General features: G+C 68.2%; 27 protein-coding genes and 1 tRNA gene. 18 read left to right on the forward strand and 10 right to left on the reverse strand.

What is annotated here, in order from left to right; all coding sequences use genetic code 11:
- Positions 1 to 148: 148 nt before the first annotated feature.
- From P0D77_RS05425 to cofC, 4 genes are all read left to right on the forward strand, one after another.
- Positions 149 to 1,084, forward strand: a complete 936-nt coding sequence (locus P0D77_RS05425; protein ID WP_277555215.1) for a complex I NDUFA9 subunit family protein — start codon at positions 149 to 151, stop codon at positions 1,082 to 1,084.
- A 269-nt stretch (positions 1,085 to 1,353) separates the two neighbouring features.
- Positions 1,354 to 2,535, forward strand: a complete 1,182-nt coding sequence (locus P0D77_RS05430) for a tubulin/FtsZ family protein (protein ID WP_277555216.1) — start codon at positions 1,354 to 1,356, stop codon at positions 2,533 to 2,535.
- Positions 2,504 to 3,295 carry a tetratricopeptide repeat protein gene (locus P0D77_RS05435; protein ID WP_277555217.1) on the forward strand — a complete coding sequence of 264 codons (792 nt, stop codon included), beginning with the start codon at positions 2,504 to 2,506 and terminating at the stop codon, positions 3,293 to 3,295. Before P0D77_RS05430 ends, P0D77_RS05435 begins: the two co-directional genes overlap by 32 nt.
- A 33-nt stretch (positions 3,296 to 3,328) precedes the next feature.
- Positions 3,329 to 3,952 (forward strand): 2-phospho-L-lactate guanylyltransferase, encoded by a 624-nt coding sequence (gene cofC / locus P0D77_RS05440; RefSeq protein ID WP_277555742.1) that lies wholly within the window; start codon positions 3,329 to 3,331, stop codon positions 3,950 to 3,952.
- Between the two features lie 9 nt (positions 3,953 to 3,961).
- On the opposite strand, the gene P0D77_RS05445 is transcribed toward cofC, so the two are convergent.
- Positions 3,962 to 4,624, reverse strand: a complete 663-nt coding sequence (locus tag P0D77_RS05445) for an alpha/beta hydrolase (protein ID WP_277555219.1) — start codon at positions 4,622 to 4,624, stop codon at positions 3,962 to 3,964.
- Between the two features lie 109 nt (positions 4,625 to 4,733).
- Between P0D77_RS05445 and cofG the strand changes: the two genes are divergently transcribed.
- The 3 genes from cofG (at position 4,734) to uppS (ending at position 7,903) form a co-directional block, all read left to right on the forward strand.
- Positions 4,734 to 5,885: a 7,8-didemethyl-8-hydroxy-5-deazariboflavin synthase subunit CofG gene (gene cofG / locus P0D77_RS05450; RefSeq protein ID WP_277555221.1), complete on the forward strand. Its 1,152-nt coding sequence runs from the start codon at positions 4,734 to 4,736 to the stop codon at positions 5,883 to 5,885.
- A gap of 81 nt (positions 5,886 to 5,966) precedes the next feature.
- Positions 5,967 to 6,878: a mechanosensitive ion channel family protein gene (locus P0D77_RS05455; RefSeq protein WP_277555743.1), complete on the forward strand. Its 912-nt coding sequence runs from the start codon at positions 5,967 to 5,969 to the stop codon at positions 6,876 to 6,878.
- An 80-nt stretch (positions 6,879 to 6,958) separates the two neighbouring features.
- Entirely contained in the window at positions 6,959 to 7,903 is a 945-nt protein-coding gene (gene uppS / locus P0D77_RS05460) for a polyprenyl diphosphate synthase (RefSeq protein ID WP_432764827.1), read from the forward strand.
- A 13-nt stretch (positions 7,904 to 7,916) separates the two neighbouring features.
- Here the strand turns inward: uppS and P0D77_RS05465 are convergent, their stop codons facing one another.
- The gene (locus P0D77_RS05465; protein ID WP_277555222.1) at positions 7,917 to 8,081 is read right to left on the reverse strand and encodes a hypothetical protein; all 165 of its coding nucleotides are present in this window, start codon (positions 8,079 to 8,081) and stop codon (positions 7,917 to 7,919) included.
- Positions 8,082 to 8,142: 61 nt separating this feature from the next.
- The gene (locus P0D77_RS05470) at positions 8,143 to 8,751 is read right to left on the reverse strand and encodes an undecaprenyl diphosphate synthase family protein (RefSeq protein ID WP_277555223.1); all 609 of its coding nucleotides are present in this window, start codon (positions 8,749 to 8,751) and stop codon (positions 8,143 to 8,145) included.
- A gap of 140 nt (positions 8,752 to 8,891) precedes the next feature.
- On the opposite strand from P0D77_RS05470, the gene P0D77_RS05475 reads away from it, so the two are divergent.
- Both P0D77_RS05475 and P0D77_RS05480 read left to right on the forward strand, forming a co-directional pair.
- A complete protein-coding gene (locus P0D77_RS05475; protein WP_277555224.1) occupies positions 8,892 to 10,343 on the forward strand; it encodes a DUF92 domain-containing protein in 1,452 nt (483 codons plus the stop codon).
- Positions 10,340 to 10,771, forward strand: a complete 432-nt coding sequence (locus P0D77_RS05480) for a GNAT family N-acetyltransferase (RefSeq protein ID WP_277555225.1) — start codon at positions 10,340 to 10,342, stop codon at positions 10,769 to 10,771. The genes P0D77_RS05475 and P0D77_RS05480 overlap by 4 nt, the downstream gene beginning before the upstream one ends.
- Here P0D77_RS05480 and P0D77_RS05485 read toward each other — a convergent pair.
- Positions 10,753 to 11,430, reverse strand: a complete 678-nt coding sequence (locus P0D77_RS05485; protein ID WP_277555226.1) for a VTT domain-containing protein — start codon at positions 11,428 to 11,430, stop codon at positions 10,753 to 10,755. The two genes, P0D77_RS05480 and P0D77_RS05485, sit on opposite strands and share 19 nt — an antisense overlap.
- A gap of 134 nt (positions 11,431 to 11,564) precedes the next feature.
- Between P0D77_RS05485 and P0D77_RS05490 the strand changes: the two genes are divergently transcribed.
- On the forward strand, positions 11,565 to 11,948 hold the full coding sequence (locus P0D77_RS05490; RefSeq protein WP_277555227.1) for a DUF5830 family protein: 384 nt from the start codon (positions 11,565 to 11,567) through the stop codon (positions 11,946 to 11,948).
- Positions 11,949 to 11,991: 43 nt separating this feature from the next.
- Here the strand turns inward: P0D77_RS05490 and P0D77_RS05495 are convergent, their stop codons facing one another.
- Positions 11,992 to 13,056 carry a DUF7115 domain-containing protein gene (locus P0D77_RS05495; protein WP_277555229.1) on the reverse strand — a complete coding sequence of 355 codons (1,065 nt, stop codon included), beginning with the start codon at positions 13,054 to 13,056 and terminating at the stop codon, positions 11,992 to 11,994.
- Between the two features lie 158 nt (positions 13,057 to 13,214).
- On the opposite strand from P0D77_RS05495, the gene P0D77_RS05500 reads away from it, so the two are divergent.
- Positions 13,215 to 13,363 (forward strand) — tRNA-Met (locus tag P0D77_RS05500).
- A 37-nt stretch (positions 13,364 to 13,400) separates the two neighbouring features.
- Here P0D77_RS05500 and P0D77_RS05505 read toward each other — a convergent pair.
- Positions 13,401 to 14,045: a helix-turn-helix domain-containing protein gene (locus P0D77_RS05505; protein ID WP_277555230.1), complete on the reverse strand. Its 645-nt coding sequence runs from the start codon at positions 14,043 to 14,045 to the stop codon at positions 13,401 to 13,403.
- A 169-nt stretch (positions 14,046 to 14,214) separates the two neighbouring features.
- On the opposite strand from P0D77_RS05505, the gene P0D77_RS05510 reads away from it, so the two are divergent.
- Complete coding sequence (locus P0D77_RS05510; RefSeq protein WP_277555746.1) at positions 14,215 to 14,475, forward strand: HalOD1 output domain-containing protein; 261 nt, start codon at positions 14,215 to 14,217, stop codon at positions 14,473 to 14,475.
- A gap of 57 nt (positions 14,476 to 14,532) precedes the next feature.
- Here the strand turns inward: P0D77_RS05510 and P0D77_RS05515 are convergent, their stop codons facing one another.
- Complete coding sequence (locus tag P0D77_RS05515) at positions 14,533 to 14,691, reverse strand: DUF8595 family protein (RefSeq protein WP_277555231.1); 159 nt, start codon at positions 14,689 to 14,691, stop codon at positions 14,533 to 14,535.
- 217 nt (positions 14,692 to 14,908) lie between these two features.
- Here P0D77_RS05515 and P0D77_RS05520 point away from each other — a divergent pair, with 217 nt between their 5' ends.
- The 5 genes from P0D77_RS05520 (at position 14,909) to P0D77_RS05540 (ending at position 18,561) form a co-directional block, all read left to right on the forward strand.
- A complete protein-coding gene (locus P0D77_RS05520; protein WP_277555233.1) occupies positions 14,909 to 15,259 on the forward strand; it encodes a DUF8134 family protein in 351 nt (116 codons plus the stop codon).
- A 47-nt stretch (positions 15,260 to 15,306) separates the two neighbouring features.
- Entirely contained in the window at positions 15,307 to 17,073 is a 1,767-nt protein-coding gene (locus P0D77_RS05525) for a nitrite/sulfite reductase (RefSeq protein WP_277555234.1), read from the forward strand.
- Positions 17,074 to 17,077: 4 nt separating this feature from the next.
- Positions 17,078 to 17,365, forward strand: a complete 288-nt coding sequence (locus P0D77_RS05530; RefSeq protein ID WP_277555235.1) for a DUF6360 family protein — start codon at positions 17,078 to 17,080, stop codon at positions 17,363 to 17,365.
- A gap of 84 nt (positions 17,366 to 17,449) precedes the next feature.
- On the forward strand, positions 17,450 to 17,686 hold the full coding sequence (locus P0D77_RS05535; RefSeq protein WP_277555236.1) for a hypothetical protein: 237 nt from the start codon (positions 17,450 to 17,452) through the stop codon (positions 17,684 to 17,686).
- 62 nt (positions 17,687 to 17,748) lie between these two features.
- A complete protein-coding gene (locus tag P0D77_RS05540; protein ID WP_277555237.1) occupies positions 17,749 to 18,561 on the forward strand; it encodes an HpcH/HpaI aldolase family protein in 813 nt (270 codons plus the stop codon).
- A 16-nt stretch (positions 18,562 to 18,577) separates the two neighbouring features.
- Here the strand turns inward: P0D77_RS05540 and P0D77_RS05545 are convergent, their stop codons facing one another.
- The 3 genes from P0D77_RS05545 to P0D77_RS05555 all read right to left on the reverse strand — a co-directional run bounded on the left by P0D77_RS05545 (position 18,578) and on the right by P0D77_RS05555 (position 20,164).
- Positions 18,578 to 18,754, reverse strand: coding sequence for a DUF8178 family membrane protein (locus P0D77_RS05545; RefSeq protein ID WP_277555238.1), 177 nt, complete (start codon positions 18,752 to 18,754; stop codon positions 18,578 to 18,580).
- An 87-nt stretch (positions 18,755 to 18,841) separates the two neighbouring features.
- On the reverse strand, positions 18,842 to 19,417 hold the full coding sequence (locus P0D77_RS05550) for a DUF1684 domain-containing protein (protein ID WP_277555239.1): 576 nt from the start codon (positions 19,415 to 19,417) through the stop codon (positions 18,842 to 18,844).
- A 141-nt stretch (positions 19,418 to 19,558) separates the two neighbouring features.
- The gene (locus P0D77_RS05555) at positions 19,559 to 20,164 is read right to left on the reverse strand and encodes a DUF7282 domain-containing protein (protein ID WP_277555240.1); all 606 of its coding nucleotides are present in this window, start codon (positions 20,162 to 20,164) and stop codon (positions 19,559 to 19,561) included.
- A 177-nt stretch (positions 20,165 to 20,341) separates the two neighbouring features.
- Between P0D77_RS05555 and P0D77_RS05560 the strand changes: the two genes are divergently transcribed.
- Positions 20,342 to 21,526, forward strand: coding sequence for a threonine synthase (locus tag P0D77_RS05560; protein ID WP_277555241.1), 1,185 nt, complete (start codon positions 20,342 to 20,344; stop codon positions 21,524 to 21,526).
- The last annotated feature ends 28 nt before the right edge of the window (positions 21,527 to 21,554 follow it).

The following is a 21,554-nucleotide window of genomic DNA, read 5'->3' on the forward strand; positions in this document are numbered from 1 at the left end:
GTCGAACCGACGAGGGGTTTCGCCGATCTGGGGGCGATCTGCCGTCGCCAGCGACGTGTCCACTCCGGTGGTTCGCCGACCCGGAATCGAACACGGGAGGGCGATTCGTACCGTATCTTTAGGTTCTTGCCGCGCGTGTAGACGCACAATGCGCGTAGTCGTCGCCGGCGGAACCGGCTTCATCGGGACGCACCTGTGTACGGAACTCGACCAGCGCGGCCACGACGTGGTCGCGGTCGCCCGCGAACCGACGAGCGAGGGCCTCCCCGACGGCGTCATCACGAAGGCAGGGGACGTGACCGACCGCGACTCGTTGGTCTCGGCCGTCGAGGACGCCGACGTCGTCGTCAACCTCGTCGCCCTCTCACCGCTGTTCAAGCCAGACGGCGGCGACGAGATGCACGACCGCATCCACCGACAGGGGACGGAGAACCTCCTCGCAGTCGCCGAGGAGACGGGTGCCGAGCGCTTCGTCCAGATGTCCGCGCTCGGCGCGGATCCGAACGGAACCACCCACTACATCCGTGCGAAGGGTCGTGCCGAAGACGCCGTCCGCGACAGCGACCTCGACCACGTCATCTACCGCCCCTCCGTGGTGTTCGGCGACGGCGGAGAGTTCGTCTACTTCACGAAGCGCCTGAAGGAGATATTCGCGCCCGGCGTCCCCGTGTACCCTCTGCCGGGTGGCGGCCGCAATCGCTTCCAGCCAATCTGGGTCGACGACCTCACGCCGATGCTCGCGGACGGCGTCACCGAGGCGACCCACGTCGGCGAGGCGTACGACATCGGCGGACCGGATGTCCTCTCACTGCGGGAAATCTCCGAGATGGTGTTCGAGGCGGAGGGGAAGTCGATATCCGTCGTCCCTCTGCCGATGGGACTCGCGAAGGTCGGACTGACCGTCCTCGGGTCGGTCGGTTTCCCGATGGGCCAAGACCAGTACCGCTCGCTTCAGATCGACAACGTCGTCGCCAGCAACGACGTGACCGCGTTCGGCGTCTCGGAAGGAGATCTCAAATCCTTCAGCGAGTACCTCGGTCTCACGGGGTCGACCGACGACTCCGAAGCGAAAGCCGCTGCGTAATCGTCTCACCGAGTAGCAGCCCGTCGACCACGACTCGTAAGCCTCTCCTACCGTCGCGGTTGAGTCTTCCTGCTGACAGTACGTGATAAACCTGTTATATATCACTTTTATACCAGATATTGACCAATAAAGAGCAACAAAATTTTCCTGCCGCAGTCTGTCGATTTTCACCGTTTCGCGGGTGGATTTGACTCTCGTCGTTGATAGCCCCATCAGAAGGTTTATATCCGTTCTCTCTCTGATTCTGCCCTAATGAGGAGGGGAGACGTATGAAACTAGCACTCATTGGATTTGGGCAAGCGGGGGGGAAAATCGTCGACAAGTTCGTCGAGTACGATCAGCGTACCGGCAGCGACATCGTCCGTGCCGCAGTCGCCGTCAACACGGCGAAAGCGGACCTTATGGGACTCACGAACATCCCGAAGGACCAGCGGGTACTCATCGGGCAGTCCCGCGTCAAGGGCCACGGCGTCGGCGCAGACAACGAACTCGGCGCGGAAGTCGCCGAGGAGGACATCGACGAGGTGCAGGGGGCCATCGACTCGATTCCGGTCCACGAGGTGGACGCGTTCCTGGTCGTCGCCGGTCTCGGCGGCGGCACGGGGTCGGGTGGCGCGCCGGTGCTCGCGAAGCACCTGAAGCGCATCTACACCGAACCCGTCTACGGCCTGGGCGTCCTGCCCGGGTCCGACGAGGGTGGCATCTACACGCTCAACGCCGCGCGGTCGTTCCAGACGTTCGTCCGTGAGGTCGACAACCTCATGGTGTTCGACAACGACGCGTGGCGCAAGACCGGGGAGTCGGTGTCGGGCGGCTACGACGAGATCAACGAAGAGATCGTCAAGCGCTTTGGCATCCTGTTCGGTGCCGGCGAGATCGACCAAGGCCAGGAAGTCGCCGAGTCCGTCGTCGACTCTTCTGAGATCATCAACACACTGTCGGGCGGCGGCGTCTCGACGGTCGGCTACGCCAGCGAGGAAGTAGAGGAGGCTGCCGGCGGCGGCGGTCTGCTCTCGCGCCTCACCGGCGACAAGGGTGACGAAGACCTCGACACCGCGCACACGACCAACCGGATCACGTCGCTCGTGCGGAAGGCGGCGCTCGGTCGCCTGACGCTCCCGTGTGAGATCGAGGGCTCCGAACGCGCCCTGCTCGTAATGGCTGGTCCGCCCCAGCACCTCAACCGGAAGGGAATCGAGCGCGGCCGCAAGTGGCTCGAAGAGCAGACCGGGTCGATGGAGGTCCGCGGCGGCGACTACCCCGTCAGCGGCTCCGGCTTCGTCGCGTCGGTCATCCTGCTGTCGGGCGTGACGAACGTCCCGCGGATCAAGGAACTCCAGCAGGTGGCCATCGAGGCGCAGGAGAACATCGACGACATCCGTCAGGAGAGCCAGAACAATCTCGACAGCCTCATCAGCGATGACGAGGACGAACTTGAGTCGCTGTTCTAGGCTCACCGCGGTCCTCGCAGTCATCGCCCTCTTGCTCGCGGCGGTCGCCCCAGCGGCGGCCGTCTCCGTCGGGCAGACCGACGTTCCAGAGGAGGGTGAAGTGGGGTCGCAGGTGACGGCCACGGTGACGCTGACGGAACTGTACGACACCTACGAGACGTGGCAACTCGCCGGGTCGACCGGGCTTCAGGACGTGACGTGGACCGTCACGTTCGTCAATCAGGCCGGGAACCAGGTGCGCCAGGAGTCGTTCGACGGACAGAACTTCTCCGGCGCGACCGTCGACATCAACGAGGGCACCGCCGAGGTGCGCGTTCGCGTGACGGGTACCGTGCCCGAAATCGAGGAGTACAGCTACGACCCACAGCAGTCGTTCACGCTGTTCGCACTCGATCAGACCCGCGAGGGCGGCACCTCGAACGCGCTCTCGAACGTCTCGGCCGCCCAGTACACGGGTGACAGTCAGGAGGCACGCGAGGCGCTCGAATCCGCCCGGTCTGCCATCGACGCCGCGGGCAACCCTGACACCGCCGAGGAGTCGTTCGCCAGCGCGGTCAACGCCTACGAGGCCGGCAACTTCGACAACGCCGTCACCCTCGCCGAACGCGCCGAGACCGAGGCGAACCAGGCCGAGAGTTCACAACAGCAGACCCAACTCATCATCTACGGCGTCGCAGCAGTCGTCGTGTTGGCACTCGTCGCTGGTGGGGTGTTCCTGTTCCTGCGGAGTCGCGACAGCGGCTACGACAAACTCGGCTGAGCGTCTCCCTCGTTTTCTGCCGTGGTCGACCGCATCGACACGCTCGTTCCGTTCTCTCCCGACCGTCCGAAGACGCGGCTCTCAGATACGCTCTCCCCCGACGAGCGCCGCGCGTTCGCGGACGCGATGTTGACGGACGTGCTCGATGCGCTCGACGGCGCGGGCTTTTCGCCGCGACTCCTCACGACGGAGGCGACCGATCGGGCGGTGCCCGAGACGGTCGACGACCGGCCGCTCACGCCGGCGGTCAACTCCGCCATCGACGCGCACGACCCGTCGCCAGCGTCACCACTCGCGGTCGTGATGGCGGACCTAGCGTTGGCGACGCCGCGGGCACTGAGCGGCTTGTTGGAGTCCGGTGATGTCGTCCTCGCGGCGGGTCGCGGCGGCGGGACGAACGCCCTGTTGACGCGCCACCCCGACTTCCACGTCGACTACCACGGCGCATCGTATCGCGACCACCTGCGGATCGCACACGACGTCGGCGCGAGCGTTCGCGAGGTGGACTCACGACTGTTGGCGACGGATATCGACGAGCGAGCAGACCTCGCAGAAGTGTTGCTCTCGGGCGACGGTGCCGCGTGCGATTGGCTCCGCGACGCTGGCTTCGAACTCGACGTTGGCGACGGTCGCGTGTCGGTCGTGCGCGAGACGTGAGGCGACTCGTTACGCCAGGTCGAGGCTCGTGATCATCGCCTTCGCCGCGCTCAGTTCGTCCTCGTTGACGCCGTGGCCCATCCCCTCGTAGATACGTTCGTCCACGTCGGCACCCAGTTCCTCCAGCACCTCGGTCGTCTCGTTCACCCGCTCCAGCGGGATGTGCGGGTCGACGTCCGAACAGCCGAGGAACGCGGGCGTCCCGTCGAGCGACCCGTCGTACTCGCGGGGCGTCCCCTCCGGTCCGATGAGTCCACCGGAGAAGGCGACGAGGCCGCCGTAGGTGTCGGCGTTGCGTGCGAGCCACTCCGAGGAGAGACACGCGCCCTGTGAGAAGCCCAACAGGAGGACCTTCTCGCGGCCGACGGCGTCCGCGGCGGCGTCGACGACGGCACCGACGAACGCGAGCGCGGAGTCGAGGTGTGGCTGGTTCTTTCCCATCTCCTCCATGAACGAGTAGGGGTACCACGTGTTGCGACTCGCGGCGGGCGCGAGGTAGGCGACGCCGTCGGTGCCGAACTCACCGGCCATCCCGAGGATGCTGTGAGCGGTCGCACCGCGGCCGTGTATCATCACGACCGCCGCGTTCGCGTCGGCTAGGTCCGCACCCGCGTGGCGCACTGGCTGGTCGCCGTGGGGACCCTCGACGTCGGAGGTGTCGATTTCTGTCATTGTCCGCTCTAGCGACTGCCGCGGGGGTATCGGTTGTGGTGTCGGAACTTCGGTGTCCGCGTTGCCACCGACCGCGCCGCTTTTGCCACTCCGTCGGTGACTCCACCTCGTGTTCCCCGGCGCGGCCGAGTACGACGTCGATATCGAGGTGGCTGACAGCGACGTGGAGCGGATGCTGTCGGTGACACCAGACGACGTCTCGGCCGCGTCGGAACTCACGTTCGCCCGAAACGTGTTCATCCCGCTGACGACCGCCTGCCGCTACACCTGCACGTACTGCACATACTACGACGTGCCCGGCGAGGCGAGTCTCCTGTCGCCCGAGGAGGTGCGCGAGCGGTGTCGCGTCGGTGCCGACGCCGGGTGTACCGAGGCGCTGTTCACGTTCGGCGACAAGCCGGACGACCGCTACACTGCGGTCCACGAGCAACTGGCCGAGTGGGGGTACGACTCCATCGTCGACTACCACGAACGCGCCTGCGAAATCGCCCTAGAGGAGGGGTTGCTCCCGCACTCGAACCCCGGCGACCTCACGGAAGCCGAGTTCCGTCGCCTGCGCGAGGTGAACGCCTCGATGGGCGTAATGCTGGAGACGACCGCCGAAGTGGACGCTCACGCAGGGAGTCGCCGCAAGACGCCGGGCCAGCGCCTCAAGACGATCCGCGCGGCCGGCGAGGCGCGGGTCCCGTTCACCACGGGCATCCTCGTCGGCATCGGCGAGGACTGGCGCGACCGCGCGGAGTCGCTGCTCGCGATCGGTGCGCTCCACGAGCGATACGGCCACGTCCAAGAGGTGATCGTTCAGCCAGTCGTCCCGAACGAACGCTCCGACTACGACGCCCCGTCGACCGCGACGATGCGGCGGGTGACGGCGATGGCGCGGGCGGCGCTCCCCGCCGAAGTGTCGGTGCAGTCGCCGCCGAACCTCGCGCCCGTCCGCGACCTGCTAGACTGCGGCGTCGACGACCTGGGCGGCGTCTCGCCGGTGACGGACGACTACATCAACCCCGACTACGCGTGGCCCGCGCTGGCGGAACTCCGCGAGGTCGCCGACGCCGGCGGCGTCCCCCTCTACGAGCGTCTCCCGACGCACGACCGCTACCTCCCGGCGTCGTACCGTCACCCTGACTTCGGGAGCGACGGCGTCGCTGCCGACGGCGACTGGTTCCACGGACAGATTCCGGCGGCGCTGGCCCGCGAGGACGTACACGGCGAGCGATTCCGCGCGGTCGCCCGCCGAGACGGCCCACTGTCGACGTAGTCAACTCGAGAACGACTGTCGAGAACTGTCCGGGGCCAGTAGGTTCTTACTGGTCTCGGCCATATCGCGCCGATAGTGAGTATGGACTCTGTCGTGTTACAGACGACTGTCGACGAGTTGCTCGCCACGTTCTCGGGCTACGTGACGAACGTCATCGGCTTCCTCGTCGGCTTTCTGGCGACGTACCTGATCGGGAAGTTCGTGCTCGTGCCGCTGATCAGACGGGTGCTCAAGCGGCGCGGCTTCGACCGGACCGTGTTGAGCCTGGGAGACAGCGTGATGAGCGCGGTCGTGGTCGTCCTCGCGCTGTCTATCGGCTTTATGAGCGCCGGCTTCCCTCGATTCCTGACGGCGGCGGCGACGCTCGGCGGCGCTCTCGCGTTGGCCATCGGGTTCGCCGCACAGGACCTCATCGGCAACTTCGTGGCAGGCATCTTCATTATCAAGGACAAACCCTTCGAGGTGGGCGACTGGATCGAGTGGGACGGCAACGCGGGTCGTGTCGAGGACATCGACCTGCGCGTCTCGCGCGTCCGCACCTTCGACAACGAACGCATCACCGTCCCCAACGGTGATCTGGCGAACAACGCCATCACCAACCCGGTCGCGTACGACACGCTCCGGCAGAAGTTCGTCTTCGGCATCGGCTACGACGACGACATCGACCACGCGACCGACTGTATCCTCGAGGAGGCCGAAGACGTCGACGGCATCCTCTCGGATCCCGCGCCTTCGGTTCGCGTCACGGAACTGGGCGACTCGGCGGTCGGCCTCCAGAGTCGCTTCTGGATCGACGACCCCTCGCGCGCCGACTTCGTCGGCATCCGGTCGGAGTACGTCCAGGGTGTGAAGGAGCGCTTCGACGACGAGGGGATCGATATGCCGTACGTCCACCGGCAACTCACCGGCGAGGTGGAGGTGCTGGAGTCGGTCGCCGACGGCGTCGCGGGCGAGCAGTCGGTCGAGGCGACCGGCAACGGGTCGTCCGACTGAGGGCGACCGGCCGACTCCGCTCACGGTTCGCGACGCGTCGCTCGCAAGACACATATCCTATCGGTGTCACACGTCGGGTAGTGACCCTCCGCTCGCGCATCAGCGACCTGTTCGACGGTGCCTACGAGCGAGTGCTCCACCACGAAATCGGCGACGGCCCCGACCACGTGGCGATCATCCAGGACGGCAATCGACGGTACGCCCGCCGGAAGGGGAGTGAGGCCCCCGACGGCCACCGGGCGGGCGCAGACACGACCGAACGGGTGCTCGACTGGTGTGCGGAGTTGGGCGTCGAGGAACTCACGCTGTACGCCTTCTCGACGGAGAACTTCGACCGGCCCCAGGAGGAACTCGACCCGCTGTTCGACCTGCTCGAACGGAAACTGCGGGAGTTCGCCGACGCCGACCGCGTCCACGAACAGGGCGTGTGTATCCGCGCGCTCGGTGAGGTGGACCGTCTCCCCGACCGCGTGCGCGAGGCCGTTCGCTACGCCGAGGAGCGAACCGAGGGGTACGACGACTTCACGCTCAACATCGCGCTGGCGTACGGGGGCCGCAACGAACTGCTCGGGGCGGTGCGAGCGGTCGCCCGTGACGTGGCCGACGGCGACCTCGCCGCCGACGAGGTGGGCGTCGCCGAAGTCGAGTCGCGGTTGTACCGCCGCCCCGTCCGCGACGTGGATCTCATCATCCGCACCGGCGGCGACGAGCGTACGTCGAACTTCCTCCCGTGGCACGCCAACGGCAACGAGGCGGCAGCGTACTTCTGCTCGCCGTACTGGCCGGAGTTCTCGAAGGTCGACTTCCTGCGTTCTATCCGCACGTACGAGGCCCGCGAGGAGTCGTGGCGACGTGCCCGGACGAAGCGGGCGGCGGCGCTCGTCCGAGCGGTCGCGGAGGTCGAACTCGACGAGGCGCGGGCGGTCGCCGCCCGCCTGCGCGACCGCCTGCCGGGCGAGACGAGCGAGGTGGACGCGGCGCTGGAGGCGGGCGGCACGACGGGTGCGGGCGAGACGGCGGACTGACGCTCGACGCCGCTCAGGTGCTCGCGACCGCGTATCCCACGAGTCCAGTTCCGAGCGCCACACAGATCCCCGACAGCAGCGCTCCGGCGTCCGTTCCGGTCCCCGCGTGCTGATAGACGACGACGCTCACGAGCGTGAGTTGCAGACCTGCGACGGCGACCGACGTGTCGGTGTCCATACGGCTACGGATCGATGGACCAGCAAAAGTTGGCCGGTCGTCGACCGAGACTATCGGCGGCTCACCGCCCGAAGCGACGCTGTCGGTTCTGGTAGTCCAGTACCGCCCGGAGGTAGTCGCGCTTGCGGAAGTCTCGCCAGTTCACGTCGGTGAAGTACAGTTCCGAGTAGACGGACTGCCAGATGAGGAAATCCGAGAGGCGTTCCGCGCCGGTTTTGATCACCAGATCCGGTTCCTCGGGGAAGACGAGTCGCTGTTCGATGTCGGCTTCGGCGACGTCGTCGGGGTCCAACTCGCCGGCCTCGACGGCGGCGGCGATCTCTTTGACCGCGGCGGCGAACTCCCGCTTGCCACCGAGACCGATGTTCACTCGGATTGGCGCGTCGGCGCGGGCGGTGTCGGTGGGCGTTCGCACGGCCACATCGTAGGGGGTGTCGAGGTCGGCGAGTTCGCGTGCCAGCGTGTCAACCACCGCCTCGTCGAGGACGGAGACGGAGACGGTAACACGCTCGGCGCCGAACTCGAACGCCCAGGCGAGAAACTGTTCGAGCGTGGCGTACGCGCCCTGTTCGAGCAGGTCGCGCTCTGTGATCACGAGTGCGACGTGCGCCGGCGGGTCGCCGGGATTGCGCCGGTGGCGGATGCCCAGATACGCGTCGTACAGTCCCACGTGTCGGCCGAATCTGGGCCACACTGCCGGAAAGCGTTTGCGCTCGGCGGCGACGCGTGCGGCCGCGTTCCGTCGCCGTCGGCGGGCACGCCGGCCCCCGTCCCGGGACCGTTAAGTGGTCGTCGGGGATACTCCCGGCCGTGAGACACCGACTCCGGCGTGCCGGTGGGTTCGCCGTCGTCGCCTCCGCAGTGTTGGCCGCGCCAGCGCTGGGGCCCGCCGCCGCCGTGCCGTTCGCCGCGGTCGCCGTCCTCGCCGCGTTCGTCGTCGAGGAGGGTCGGATCTTCGACCTGTTCGCGCGGCCCGGCGACTACGAGGACCGCCGACTCAACGGCCTCGCGGGGTTCGCGCTTGCGGCGACTGCACTCGGCGTGTTGACCGCGCTGCCACAGGCACCGATGCCGACGACGGTGTTCGCCGCGGCGGTCCTCTCGCTCGCGTACGGCGTCGTGGGTCGGGAGTTCGTCCGCGAGTCCACCAGCGACGAGTTCGCCACGACGACGGCGTTCACGGTCGCTGCGTTCCTCGCGGCGACGCTCGGGCAGGCAGCGGTCGCCGTCGCCGCCGGTGGGTTCACGCCGTCGTCGCTGCCGACGTACGTCTTCCTCGCAGCGACGGCGGCGCTCGTCGCCGCCCTCCTCCGTTCGGTGTTGTTCCCCCGCGACGACCCGCTGGTGATGGTGTCGGTGGGCGTCCTCCTGTGGCTGTTGTCGGCGCTCATCGCCGCCGGCGGCGTCACGGTTACCCCGACGCTCGTCGCCGCCGGACTCGCGGTGACGGTCGGTCTCGGCATCGTCTCGTACGTCCTCCGAACCGCTTCGGTCTCCGGGATGTTGACCGGCGTGTTGCTGGGCTTCGTCACCGTCGTCTTCGGCGGCATCGGCTGGTTCGCGGTCCTCATCTCGTTCTTCGGCATCGGCGGCCTCGCCGCCAAGTTCCGCTTCGAAGAGAAAGACGCCCGCGGCGTCGCCGAAGGCAATGACGGCGCGCGCGGCGCGGGTAACGTCCTCGGCAACTCCGGCGTCGCGTTGCTCGCGGTCATCGCGTACGCCGCGAGTCGGGCGGTCGTCCCCGAGACGACGGTCCAGCCACTCCTGGCGTTCGCGTTCGCCGGGTCGGTCGCGACCGCGATGGCCGACACGCTCTCCTCGGAGTTCGGCGGCCTGTTCGACACGCCGCGACTCGTGACGACGCTTCGGCCGGTCGCCCCCGGCACCGACGGTGCGATCACCTGGCAAGGCGAAGTTGCGGGCGTCGCGGGCGCGGCGCTGGTGGCGCTCATCGCGGCGGTCGCGATGCCGCTGGGCGTGTCACCGCTGGCCCCGTCCACCGAACTACTCTCGTTCGTAGTCGCGGTCACCGCCGCGGGGTTCGTCGGGATGAGCGTCGACAGTCTGCTCGGTGCGACCGTCGAGGGCGACCGCCTCGGTAACCAGTCCGTGAACACGCTGGCGACGCTGTCCGGGGCGGTCGCGGGCGTCGTCCTCGCGGTCGTGACCGGCGCGACGGGGTTGCCGACGGCGACGACGCTCGGGACGGCCATCGAGTCGCTGGCGACGGTGCTGGCGCTGTTCGCACCAATCGTCTCGTGACCGTTCGCCGCGGTCGCCCGGCTGACGAACCCACGATTCGCAGCCTCCAGTCGCTGCTCCGCGAACCGAGTCCGTCGCTGGTCACACACGCACTCCACAGCGGCGGCGTCCTCGTCGACTGTGCGGGCGGTCCCGACGGCCCGCCGGTCGGCTACCTCCTCGCGGTCGATGGCGACGGCGCACATATCGCAGAACTCGCGGTCGCGCCAGACCACCGACGCGAGGGCCGCGCGACGCGACTGTTGACCCGACTGCTCGACGGGGCAGACGGTACGGTGACGCTGTACGTCGCCGCCGACAACGAGGCGGCGCGGCGACTGTACGCGAGACTTGGGTTTCGCCAGCGAGCGCGCCGGCCAGCCTTCTACGACGACGGGACGGACGCGCTGGTGTTGGCGTGTGACCCCGGTCAGGTCGACGAGCGGTAGTGGCGGTAGGCGGGACCGACGAGCAAGAGCAGTCCCGCGAGCCCCGCGGTCGCGACCAGCCGGACGTCGAACACGCCCGAGAGGCCGGCGTCTGCGATCCGACCCGCCGAGGCTCCGGCGACGGTCCCTGCCACCGCCCAGGGGAGTTCACCGATTGCGCTCCCGACGACGAACGGGACCGCACGGACGCCCGAGAGGCCGGCGGCGACGCTCACGACGTCCGAAGGGAACGGCAGGAGTCGCGAGGCCGCGATCGAACGGGTCCCGCCGGCGACGGACACCGCGCGTTCGCCCGCACCGACCACTCGCCCGACGAGTTCGCTCGCCCGGTCGCCGCCGGGGACGGCGGCGAAGTCGCGGGCTCCGTCCCTGCCGCGTCGAGCGATGAGGTACGGCGGCATCGACGTACACACCATCAGCGCGAGCGCCAGCGGCGCGCCGGCGAGTCCGAAGCCGTAGCCGGTCACGACGGCGACGAGCGTCACCGGCCACGCGAGGAACGGGCGAACGACCGCGAGTGCAACGAGCACGGCCAGCAGTCGGAGTGGGTCGGCGACGACCCACCCGGCCCGGTTGAGGACCGCCGCTGGCGACGTGAGGAGGGCGGCGGCGACCACCGTGGCGGCGACGAGGCCGCCTGCAACCACACGGCGATTCACGGTTGCGCTCCGTTCGTCGGGCGAATAAGCGGCCCGGTCCCAGCGAGAGACGCAGCGCTTCGGTCGACGGCCGTCCCACTACGGACGGCCGGTCCCGTCGTGCTTATGAGCGACGCCGGGCAACCCTCGGCGACGTGAGCTCCGACGACGCCCCGACGCGGACTCGCGAGGAGACGGTCGCCCTCGGCGTCGAGTTGGTCGCACACCTCGACGACGACGAACTCGGCCTCCCGGACCTGATCGACCGACTGGAGTCGGTCACGTCGAGTCCGGCCGTCACTCGCGAGATCCTCGAGGAAGCCGAGCGACAGGGCGTCATCGACCGGGAGGACGCGGTCGTGCGCGTCCACGGGTCGGGCATCGTCCGATTCGACTCGCAGGTGATCACCCGCGAGGGTGACTTCTCGTGCCGTCGCTGTGGGGCGGGCATCTCGACGGGCCACTTCCTCCGCCTCGACGCTGGCGAACTCGGGCCGTTCGGCTCTTCGTGTATCCGGAAAGTCACCGGCAGAGAGTGAGATCGGCCTCGGGGTCGTGACGACGGCGCCACGGTCGACCGCCTCAGCGGCCGCGACGAAGTTCTTCGATGAGTTGTTCGATCAGTTCGCGCTGGCTGTCGAGGCGCTCGTTCTGCCGTTCGACCGCCTCCCGAAGCGCCGCGACCTCGTCGGCAAGGTCGTCGGTCGGTTCGGCTGGCTCGAACCCGGTGTCGCCGAAGGCGTCGTCGCTCGCGGTCTCAGAGGCCACGGCCGCGTCGGCGCCGGCGTCAGCCTGCGAGACGGCTGCCGTCGTCGACTCCTCGGCCACGTCGCCCACCTCGCCCGCGTCGGTTTCCTCGCCGGTGGCCAGCGGGTCCGTCCGCGTCCCGTTGTGCTCGTCGACCTCAGAGGGATCCGCCGAGAGCGGGTCCGGGCCGTCGCCGAAGTCCGTGCGGTCGACCGCCGCAGCGTCGACGGCGTCGTCGTCGGCTTCGTCCTCGCCTTCGGCCTCCGCGGAGAGGGCGCGGAACGCAGACAGCGAGTCGACGCCGTAGTACGCCAGCAGCGCGCTCGTGAGCGTCTCTTCGATCTCACGAGAGCGGTCGTTCGGGGCTTTGAACCGCTCTTGGCGACCGTTCGCGGTGAGCACGAGCGTCGTCGCGTGGCTCCCTTTCTCGACTTCGAGGTCGGTCACGTCGTCGTAGTGGAACTCCTCGAAGTCGTCGTCCCAGACGGCCGCACCGACGTGTTTCACGAGGCGAGTCGAGGTGACGACGAGCGTGAGTTCCGAGAAGCGGAAGGTTCGCTCGACGGTCTCGCCCGGTTCGGTGATGCCCGAGGCGGCGAGGACGCCCGCGAGGACGGGGTGGAGGACTTCGTCGATCTTGCTTCGAGGGACGGAGAACGACTGACTCCCGTCGAGGCCGTACTCCAGCGTGAACTTGGCCTTGCGACGGCCCTCGGAGACGGCGACGCGTTCGGCGTCGTGGGCGTGTTCCTCGACGGACTCGTCGGAGAGCAAGCCTTCGGCGCGGTAGATGAGGGTGCGGGTCGGGGTGACGAACAGTTCGTCGTCCCCACCGAGGTGGACGCGAGCGACGGGGTCCTCGCCGCCCAGTTCCCCTCGGATCAGGTCCGGCAGACTCATACCAGCGTTTCGCCGTGGGCACGGCTTAAACCCGGCGGGTATGCTGTCCCCGTCGTCGCGCGTGCGTCGGACGCCGCCCGCCCGTGGGCGTGTCTCGGCGTGTCGCACCGACCGTGGATGAGAAGCTTCAAGAGTACGACCGCCCGACGTGGACGTGAGCCGGGGTGGCTTAGCTGGACATAGCGCCGCACTCATAGGGTTTCGAGATTCGGTGCGGAACGCCTTGGAAGCCTCCGCCCCAACGGGGCCCGCCGAGCCTCGTACCTGGGCTATGCGGAGATCGTGGGTTCGGAGCCCACCCCCGGCATCGTTCTACGCGACACACCGTCCCCGTGAGTGGCCGCTCAGACGTTCGCTCGGATCAGTTTCTTCACGCCCCGTCGGAACCGCTCGGAGGCGGAACTCTGGGAGATGCCGAGTCGCTCGCCCAAATCCGCGAGCGAGACCGCTCGTGGGATGTCGAGATAGCCGCTCTCCACCGCCTCTAACAGCAGTTCCCGCTGTGGCTCGGTGAGCGTCGACTCGCCGGACGTCTGTTCGCTCGTCTGTTGATACATCCGCTCGAACGTGAACGGGATGTCGTGGTCGCGACAGAACTGGTACACCCGACGATACCCCTCCCGTGTCGGGAAGTGAACGCGACACCGCCACCCCTCTGCGGTCCCCGTCGCCGCCTCCAACACGCCGGCGACGTCGATGAGCTCGCTCATCAGGTTCGTCCGGTCGCCCTCCTCGGTGAACCGGACGCGATAGAGTCGACGATCCGGGACCGTCGCGAACAGCGTGAGGTCGGTGACGGTATCCAGACGGGCGACCGCCTCCTCGAACGCCACGAATTCGTCATCCGTCTCGGCACGCAACCAGAACAGCATTCGTGTGCCTGCGACGCCGTCGGTGTACGTCTCCTCCCACTCGGCCTCGACGCGGGGAACCACGCGCAACGCCCCGCCGAGGATGGGGTGATCGATGGTGAATTCGCAGATCAACATTCGGTAGTACCTGATCCTATTCGGTGGTCATAGTATATATACTATCGAAATATTTCGGGTCTATGTGGATGTAGGCTGACGGCGTCAGAGAGGCGTGTACAAGGATCGCGAACGCGATGAACAATAAGTCAATATTTCGACACGAAAGCCCACCGAATCCCTGCCGAGTCTGGCGGTCGTCACGGCGGTCGGGGCCGAAGCCGGGGTCGAGCTTAGCGACCTCAAACCGCCGCTGTACGAGGTGGTCGACCCCGATGCGCTGGACACGCTGTTTCAAGATACGACTGGCACTGTCTCCTTCGAGTACCACGGTTCGGTCGTCAGCGTCGACCACACCAACGCCGTCACCCTAGCGTCGACCGACGACGGCGACACGCACCCGACCGACTCCACCTCCGCGGACGACGACCCACGGGCGCAGCGGCCGTAGTCGCCCGCCGGACGCTCCCGAATAGCGGTCGGCCAGAGACGGGCCGCCGCCGGAGCATCACTCGGTCGACTGCCCCTCGCCCGCGTCCTCCACGTCCTCCTCGTCGGAGAGGTGCTCCCACACCTCCGCACAGCCACAGCCGTCTTCCAGCCCCTCCAGGTGCGCCCGCTCGACTTCTTGCTCATCTTCGCCGTCGTCGACTGCCTGTTCTGCCATCGTCCCACTGCACACGCCCGGACGTCATAACGGGGTCCACACGGTCAATCGTGTCCGGCGCTCCCCGATAGGGCTGAAAATTGCCGGCGTCTCACACGACGGCGACCGGTCGAATCGCGGAGCTGTCTTGCGATTTGGGATCGGATCCCGCGTCACCGGAAGCGTCCGCGGTTGCGTTCGACGACGCCGGTATGCCGGCGGTCGGCGTACTCCGGGTATGAGCGTCGCCCTCCGAGTCCTCGACGACGGCGCGTGGGTGTCCGTCGACGACGAACGGCGCGTCAGCGTGAGCGAACTGTGGCGCGTCGCCGCCGTCTGTGACTGTGTCTGTGCCGACTTCGTCGTCGAGGGGTTCACCGCCGTCGGCGTCGACGGGCGAGTCGTCACGGCCGACGTGTACGGGCAGTGCATCCGGTGTGGCAAGACGCCGAGCGTACGGGGCGTGCCGGTCGGGCGCGTCGTGGACGGCGTGTTCCGCCCGTTTGCGGCCGATGTCGTGCGGTTCCCGCGAGGCGGCCTCGCGGCCCCGCAACGCTTGCCGGCGTCCAGAAGCGCCGGGGAGGATTGACGGCGAGGCTCAGTTTAGGGAGGTGGCGCTTCTCGGCGTAGCCACGAATGCCCACGGACGTCGAGAACTGGAAATCGGAGGTGTACGGCAACGAGATCAGGGACCACCTGTTCGAGTTCGCTGAGGAGGGGTGGGAGTCGATCCCCGACGACGAACGAGACGCGTGGTTCGAGCGCTTCAAGTGGTGGGGGCTGTACCACCAGCGAAACGGCCAGGAGTCGTACTTTATGATGCGGATCGGGACGCCGAACGGCGTCCTCGACCCCGGCCAACTGGAGGTCGTCGCGGACATCGCCGACGAGTACGCGCGTGGCCCCGCGGAGAACCCCGAGTTCGGCGCGGCCTACTGCGACTGGACCACTCGGCAGTCGATCCAACTCCACTGGATCCGTCTGGAGGACGTCCCCGAGATATTCGAGCGACTGGAGGCGAACGGCCTCTCCACCCAGCAGGCGTGCGGCGACTCCTGGCGCAACATCGTCGGCTGTCCCGTCGCCGGCAAAGACTCCGCGGAGTTCGTCGACGCCCTCCCCGTGGCCTTGGACCTCCACGACACGTTCAAAGGTGATGAGGAGTACGCGAACCTCCCGCGCAAGTGGAAGGTGAGCGTCACCGGGTGTACGGAGGGCTGCGGGCAGGGCGATATCAACGACCTCGCGTTCGAACCGGCGGAGAAAGACGGCGTCAAGGGGTTCAACGTCCGCGTCGGCGGCGGCCTCTCGCGTAACGAACCGCGCCTCGCCCGCTCCATCGACGTGTTCGTCACGCCCGAGGAGGCCGACGAGGTCGCCGCGGGCCTGTCGGCGTTGTTCCGCGAGTACGGCGACCGCGAGGACCGCTACAACGCCCGGATGAAGTTCCTCACCGACGAGTGGGGAACCGAGAAGATTCGGCGCGTCCTCCAGGAGGAGTTCGTGGACTTCGACCTCTCCACGGCGGGTGAGGACCTGCGCGAGGAGTACACGTACAACTCCGGCCGCAACGACGCGGGCCACCACGACCACGTCGGCGTCCACGAGCAGAACGACGGCGACTACTACGTCGGGCTGAACGTCCTCGTCGGCCGGATGGGCGCGGACGACACGCGCGAACTCGCCCGCATCGCCGACGAGTACGGTTCCGGCGAGGTCCGACTCACTCAGCGGCAGAACGTCATCGTCACTGACGTTGCCGAGGAGAATCTCGACGCGCTGCTCGCGGAGGACCTCCTCGACACGTACGAGCCAGACCCACATCCGTTTATGCGCGGCTCTATCGCCTGTACGGGGACGGAGTTTTGCTCGCTGTCTATCGTCGAGACGAAGAACCGGCAGGTGCGGTACGCCCGCTGGCTCAAGGAGAACGTCCCGGTGCCCGCGGGCGTCGAGGACTTCCACATCCACCTCTCGGGGTGTACGGCCTCCTGTGCGCAGCCACAGATCGCCGACATCAGCCTGCGCGGGATGAAGACCCGGAAAAACGGCGAGGCGGTCGAGGCCCTCGACATCGGCCTCGGCGGCGGTCTCGGTGAGGACCCGCGGTTCGCGGAGTGGGTCGAACAGCGCGTGCCCGCCGACGAGGTGCCCGGCGCCATCGCGAACCTCCTCGCGAACTTCGAACAGCGCCGCGAAGGCGACGAGTCGTTCCGCGACTTCGTCGAGCGAACCGACGAGGAGACCTTAGCGAGCCTCGTCGAACCCGAGGAGACCGACTACGATGATCCGTACATGCACAACACGAAACTGACGTGGTACCCGTACGCCGACGAGGACGAGATGGACGACTCGCCCGCGCCGGCCAGCGCCGACGGGACGCCCATCACCTCCGACGACTGATCCGATGCCCGACCGACTCATCCGCGTCAACGCCTACACGACGTTCGACTTAGTCGACGGCTTCGCCCGCGGCCACGACTTCGAGGAGGAGGCTGTCGCCGTCCTGAACGTCACCGCGCCACGCGAAGACCCCGACGAGGTGACGATCGAACTCGAACTCGACAACGGCCAACTGGAGACGCTTCCCGCCCACGCCGAGGGTGTCACGCTGTCGGCGGCCGAGGCCCGCGAACTCGCGGGCGAGTTGGAAAAATACGCCGCCTGCGTCGACGCCGCCAGCGACGACGGGTAGCCGGAGAACACGCTGGACCGCGCTGTTCTCACGCCCGAGAGTCGGGGACGAACCCTTTTGTCACCCCGAAGGCGAGCGGCAGGTATGTGGGTCCGGGAACGCGACGCCATCGACTATCTCGGTGTCTCTGTCGTGACGCTGTTGGCGTGGCTGCACTTCCCGTACCAGACGTTCGTGTACACGCAACTGCACTACTGGGCGTGGTGGCTCCAGCGGTGGGTCGACAACTCGCCCGACCAGGCGGTCGGTCTCGCGGTCGTCGCGTGTGCAGTCGTCGGCGGCGCCTTCCTCGCGGGGATGGTTCGCTCGGCGTCATCGTAGCCGCGAGTCGTCGACTGCACGGTTCCTCGGGGCTTGATGTGGGTTCGCCACACAGCGTCGCTATGGACGAGTCTTCGACGAGCGACGAGGTCGCCGGCTTCCGAGCGACGCTTCGCTCGAACCCCGCGGGACACTGGCTGTCGACGCCGTCGCCGCAGGTCGCAGAGCAACTGGCATCGACGGACGCCGACTTCGTCGTGGTCGACACCGAACACGCGCCGACCGAGATGGAGTCGGTCGAGGCGGCCGTCCGCGCGGTCGACGCCGCGAACGGGCGCGGTGAGAGCGGCGACGCCGACGGTGACGCCGACACCGCTGCGGTCGTCCGCGTCGCGTGGAACGACCACGTTCGCATCAAGCGCGTTCTCGACACGGGCGCGGCGGGCGTGATGGCCCCGCAGGTGAACACGGTCGACCAAGCCGAGTCGTTCGTCGAGGCGGCCCGCTACCCGCCCGCGGGCCGCCGCGGGGTCGCGGGCACACGCTCGTCGGGATACGGAACGGATCTGGACGACTACTACGCGACCGCAAACGACCGCGTCGGCACCATCGCACAGGTGGAAACCGGCGAGGCCGTCGCGAACGCGGGCGACATTTCGCGGGTCGAGAGCCTCGACGCCCTCCTCGTCGGTCCTGCCGACCTCTCGGCGGATTTGGGCGTGTTCGGCGCGTACGACGACGAGACGTTCGTCTCAGCGGTCGAGACGGTCGTCGACGAGAGCGCGGTGCCGGTGGGCACGCTGGCGACGTCGCTCGCAGAGGTGGAGTACTGGAGTGAACTGGGCTACGACTACCAGATCGTCGGCGTCGACGCGGGCTACCTCCAGTCGGGCGCACGGGCGGCGCTGGAGCGGTATCGAGCGTCGAAGAACTGATTGGTTCGGGCGGCGGTCAGACGGCGCGACCCTTCTCGCTCGTGCCGACGAGGTACGTGCCGTACGTGAGCAGCACCGCCGCCGGGAGCAGCGCCAGCGTGGCGAGTTGACTCGCACCGGGGAGCAGTCCCGGGAGGAACAGCACCGTGCCGACGACCATGAGGACCGCGCCGATCATCGCCTTTCGTTTCATAGTCGGTATCAGCGCCCCGCCGGTACTAAGGATTACTTTCTGGACATCGGCGACGCCCGTCGACACGACCACGCGTCACCACGTCGTTCACGACAGGTCGGGGTCGCGTTCGCCCGCCGGGATCGCGACTTCGAGCCAGTTGTCCGTCGGCGGGAGCGGGCAGGCGAACGCCTCGGAGAACGCACAGAACGGCGTGTACGCGAGGTTGAAATCCAGCGTCACCGTCTCCACCTCGTCGAGGTCCCCGTCTGGGTGGAGGTCCATGTAGCGGCCGCCGTCGTACGTCTGCTGCCCGGTCGTCTTGTCGCGGAAGGGGAGAAACAGCGCCGCAGAGCCCTGCGCACGTAGTGCCGCTAGCGTCTCCTCGACGGCCTCGCCCTCGGCGTTCGGCAGCGTGAACGAGAACGTCGCGACGTGGTGGAACCGTTCGGCGCTCCCGTTGCGGACGGTCAACTCCAGCGCCTCGGGGTCGTCGTGCACCTCGACGTCGGCCTCGACGCGATACGCCGGGTCCGGGTCGAAGTAGTCGAGGCCGTCGAACGCCTCCCGAAGGTCCGGGTCGACGGGCGACTGCCGGTCGGAGGCGAGGAACTCGTCTTTCTCCGCGCGCATCTCGCGCACTCGGCGCTCCCACTCGGCGGCGTCTCCGGCGTCGGCGGTCATACCCGACGGTTGCGCGTCGGCGCGGTTCAATCCCGCGTTCCCGATCGCACGGCCACAGCGCTGGTTGGGAGGTGACGATGGAAAACGGCCCGCGGCGGTCGACGACTCGATGCGACTGTGTGCGACCCTCGGCGTCTGAGTCTATCGGCGCGCGAGGAGCGCAGCACCGACGAGGGCGACGAGGGCGGCGACGACAGAGAAGCCGGGCCCGGTCGTCTCGGTGGGCGTGCCGGTCGCGTCGTCACTCTCGGTCGCGGTCGCCGTCTCGGTAGCCGTGGCGGTCGGCGTCGCAGTCGCCGTCGCGGTCGTTCGCGAGAACTCCTCGCTGGCGACGTACGCGGTGCTGGCGATGGCCTGGCCGTTGTCGTTCGTGTACGCCGTGTCCGCGGAGGCGTTGAACGACGTCGACCCGTTGTTGCGGTGGGCCTCGGCGATGACGACCTGGCTTCGCGAGAGCGCCGGGTCGACCGCGATGGTGACGTTCTCGTGGGTGCCGGCCTCGAGGTACTGGCTGTGACCGACCAGCGCGCCGGAGGAGTTGTAGACGGTCACGAAGCCGCCGTCGGGGAGCGTCGCGGACTGAACCGTGACCTCCTCGACGCCGACTTGATCGTCGAAGGTGATGTCGGCGGAGGCGTTCGCAGTCTGTGCAGCGGCGGTGCCGGCGGCGAGGCCGCCCGCGAGGGCGACGGCGCCGACCAACACGGAGAGCAGTACGGGTGCGGGAACAGTAGTACGTGCGTTCATCTGAGAGCAACGCTCGCGGCAACGAAGTACCGGAGCTACAACGTCGTCGGATCCTGCGAGGAAAGAATCCGTCGCTCCCGAACGTGAACGATCACCATACGGCGTGGGGATCGATACCGTTCTTCGCGGTGTAGAGACGGGCGTCGCGTTTTAGTCACCCGCCGCCTCCGATGGAGTATGCTCACCTGCTACGCCTGCGGTGCCCGCACCGCCTCGGGCCAGCGGTGCGACTGCGGTGAACCGCTGTGGTTCGACACCGACCCGGCCGGATTCGAGTGGCCGGCCCGCGACGGCGTGTGGGCGTTCGCCGACCTCCTCTCGGTCGACCGCCCCGGCGACGGCCTCGCGGCGACCGCCGGAGCGACACCGCTCGTCCGCACGCCCGGCCTCGACGCAGACGGCGCGCGCGTCCACGTGAAACTGGAGGGGACGAACCCCACGGGGTCGTTCAAAGACCGCGGGAGCGCAGTCGGCGTCGCCGCCGCCCTCGCGGATGGCGTCGAGACGGTCGGCACCGTCTCACACGGCAATATGGCCGCGTCGATGGCCGCCCACGCCGCCAGCGCCGACCTCGACTGCGTCGTCCTCGTCCCCGCGGACATCTCGGAGGCACGCCTCGAACGCATCGCCACCTACGGGCCGCGTCTCGTCCGCGTCGACGGCGACTACGGCCGCCTCTACCACGACGCACTCGACTTGGGACCCCAGGCGGGTATCGAGTTCGTCAACTCCGACTCGCCGCTGCGGGTCGCCGGACAGAAGACGACGACGCTGGAACTCCTGCGGGCGTTCGCCGCCGGTGAAGCGGGCGCAGACGCCCCCGCCGCACCCGACGCTGTCGTGATGCCGGTCAGCAGCGGTGGCCACGCCAGCGCCGCGTGGAAAGCGGTGCGCGAGGCGACCGCCGCGGGCCTCCTCGACGACCCGCCGCGCCTGTACTTCGTGCAGGCGGCGGCGTGTGCACCGGTCGCTCGCGCGTTTGACCGCGGCGACGACTCGGTGACCCGTCTCGAACCTGCGGAGACGGGCGAGACGGTCGCGTACTCCATCGCCAACGCCGACCCGCCAAGCGGAACACGCGCGCTCCGGGCCGCCCGCGACACCGACGGTGCCATCCTCGCCGTCGACGACGACGCCATCCTCGACGCCCAGTGCGACCTGGCGGGCGCGGGCCTCCGCGTCGAAGCGGCATCGGCGACCCCGCTAGCGGCACTCCGTCGGCTCCGAGAGACTGGTGAGATCGACCGCGGTGAACACGTCGCGCTCGTCGCCACCGGCGTCGGGTACGGCGGCGGCGGAGCGTCGGTCGACGCGGAGACGGTGACGCGCGAGAGCCTCCCGGCGGTGCTCGGTGTCGACTGAGGTCGGGCGCGCTCGGCCGGGGAACGCC

The sequence above is a fragment of the Halobaculum limi genome, from assembly GCF_029490015.1.
Lineage (GTDB): Archaea > Halobacteriota > Halobacteria > Halobacteriales > Haloferacaceae > Halobaculum > Halobaculum limi.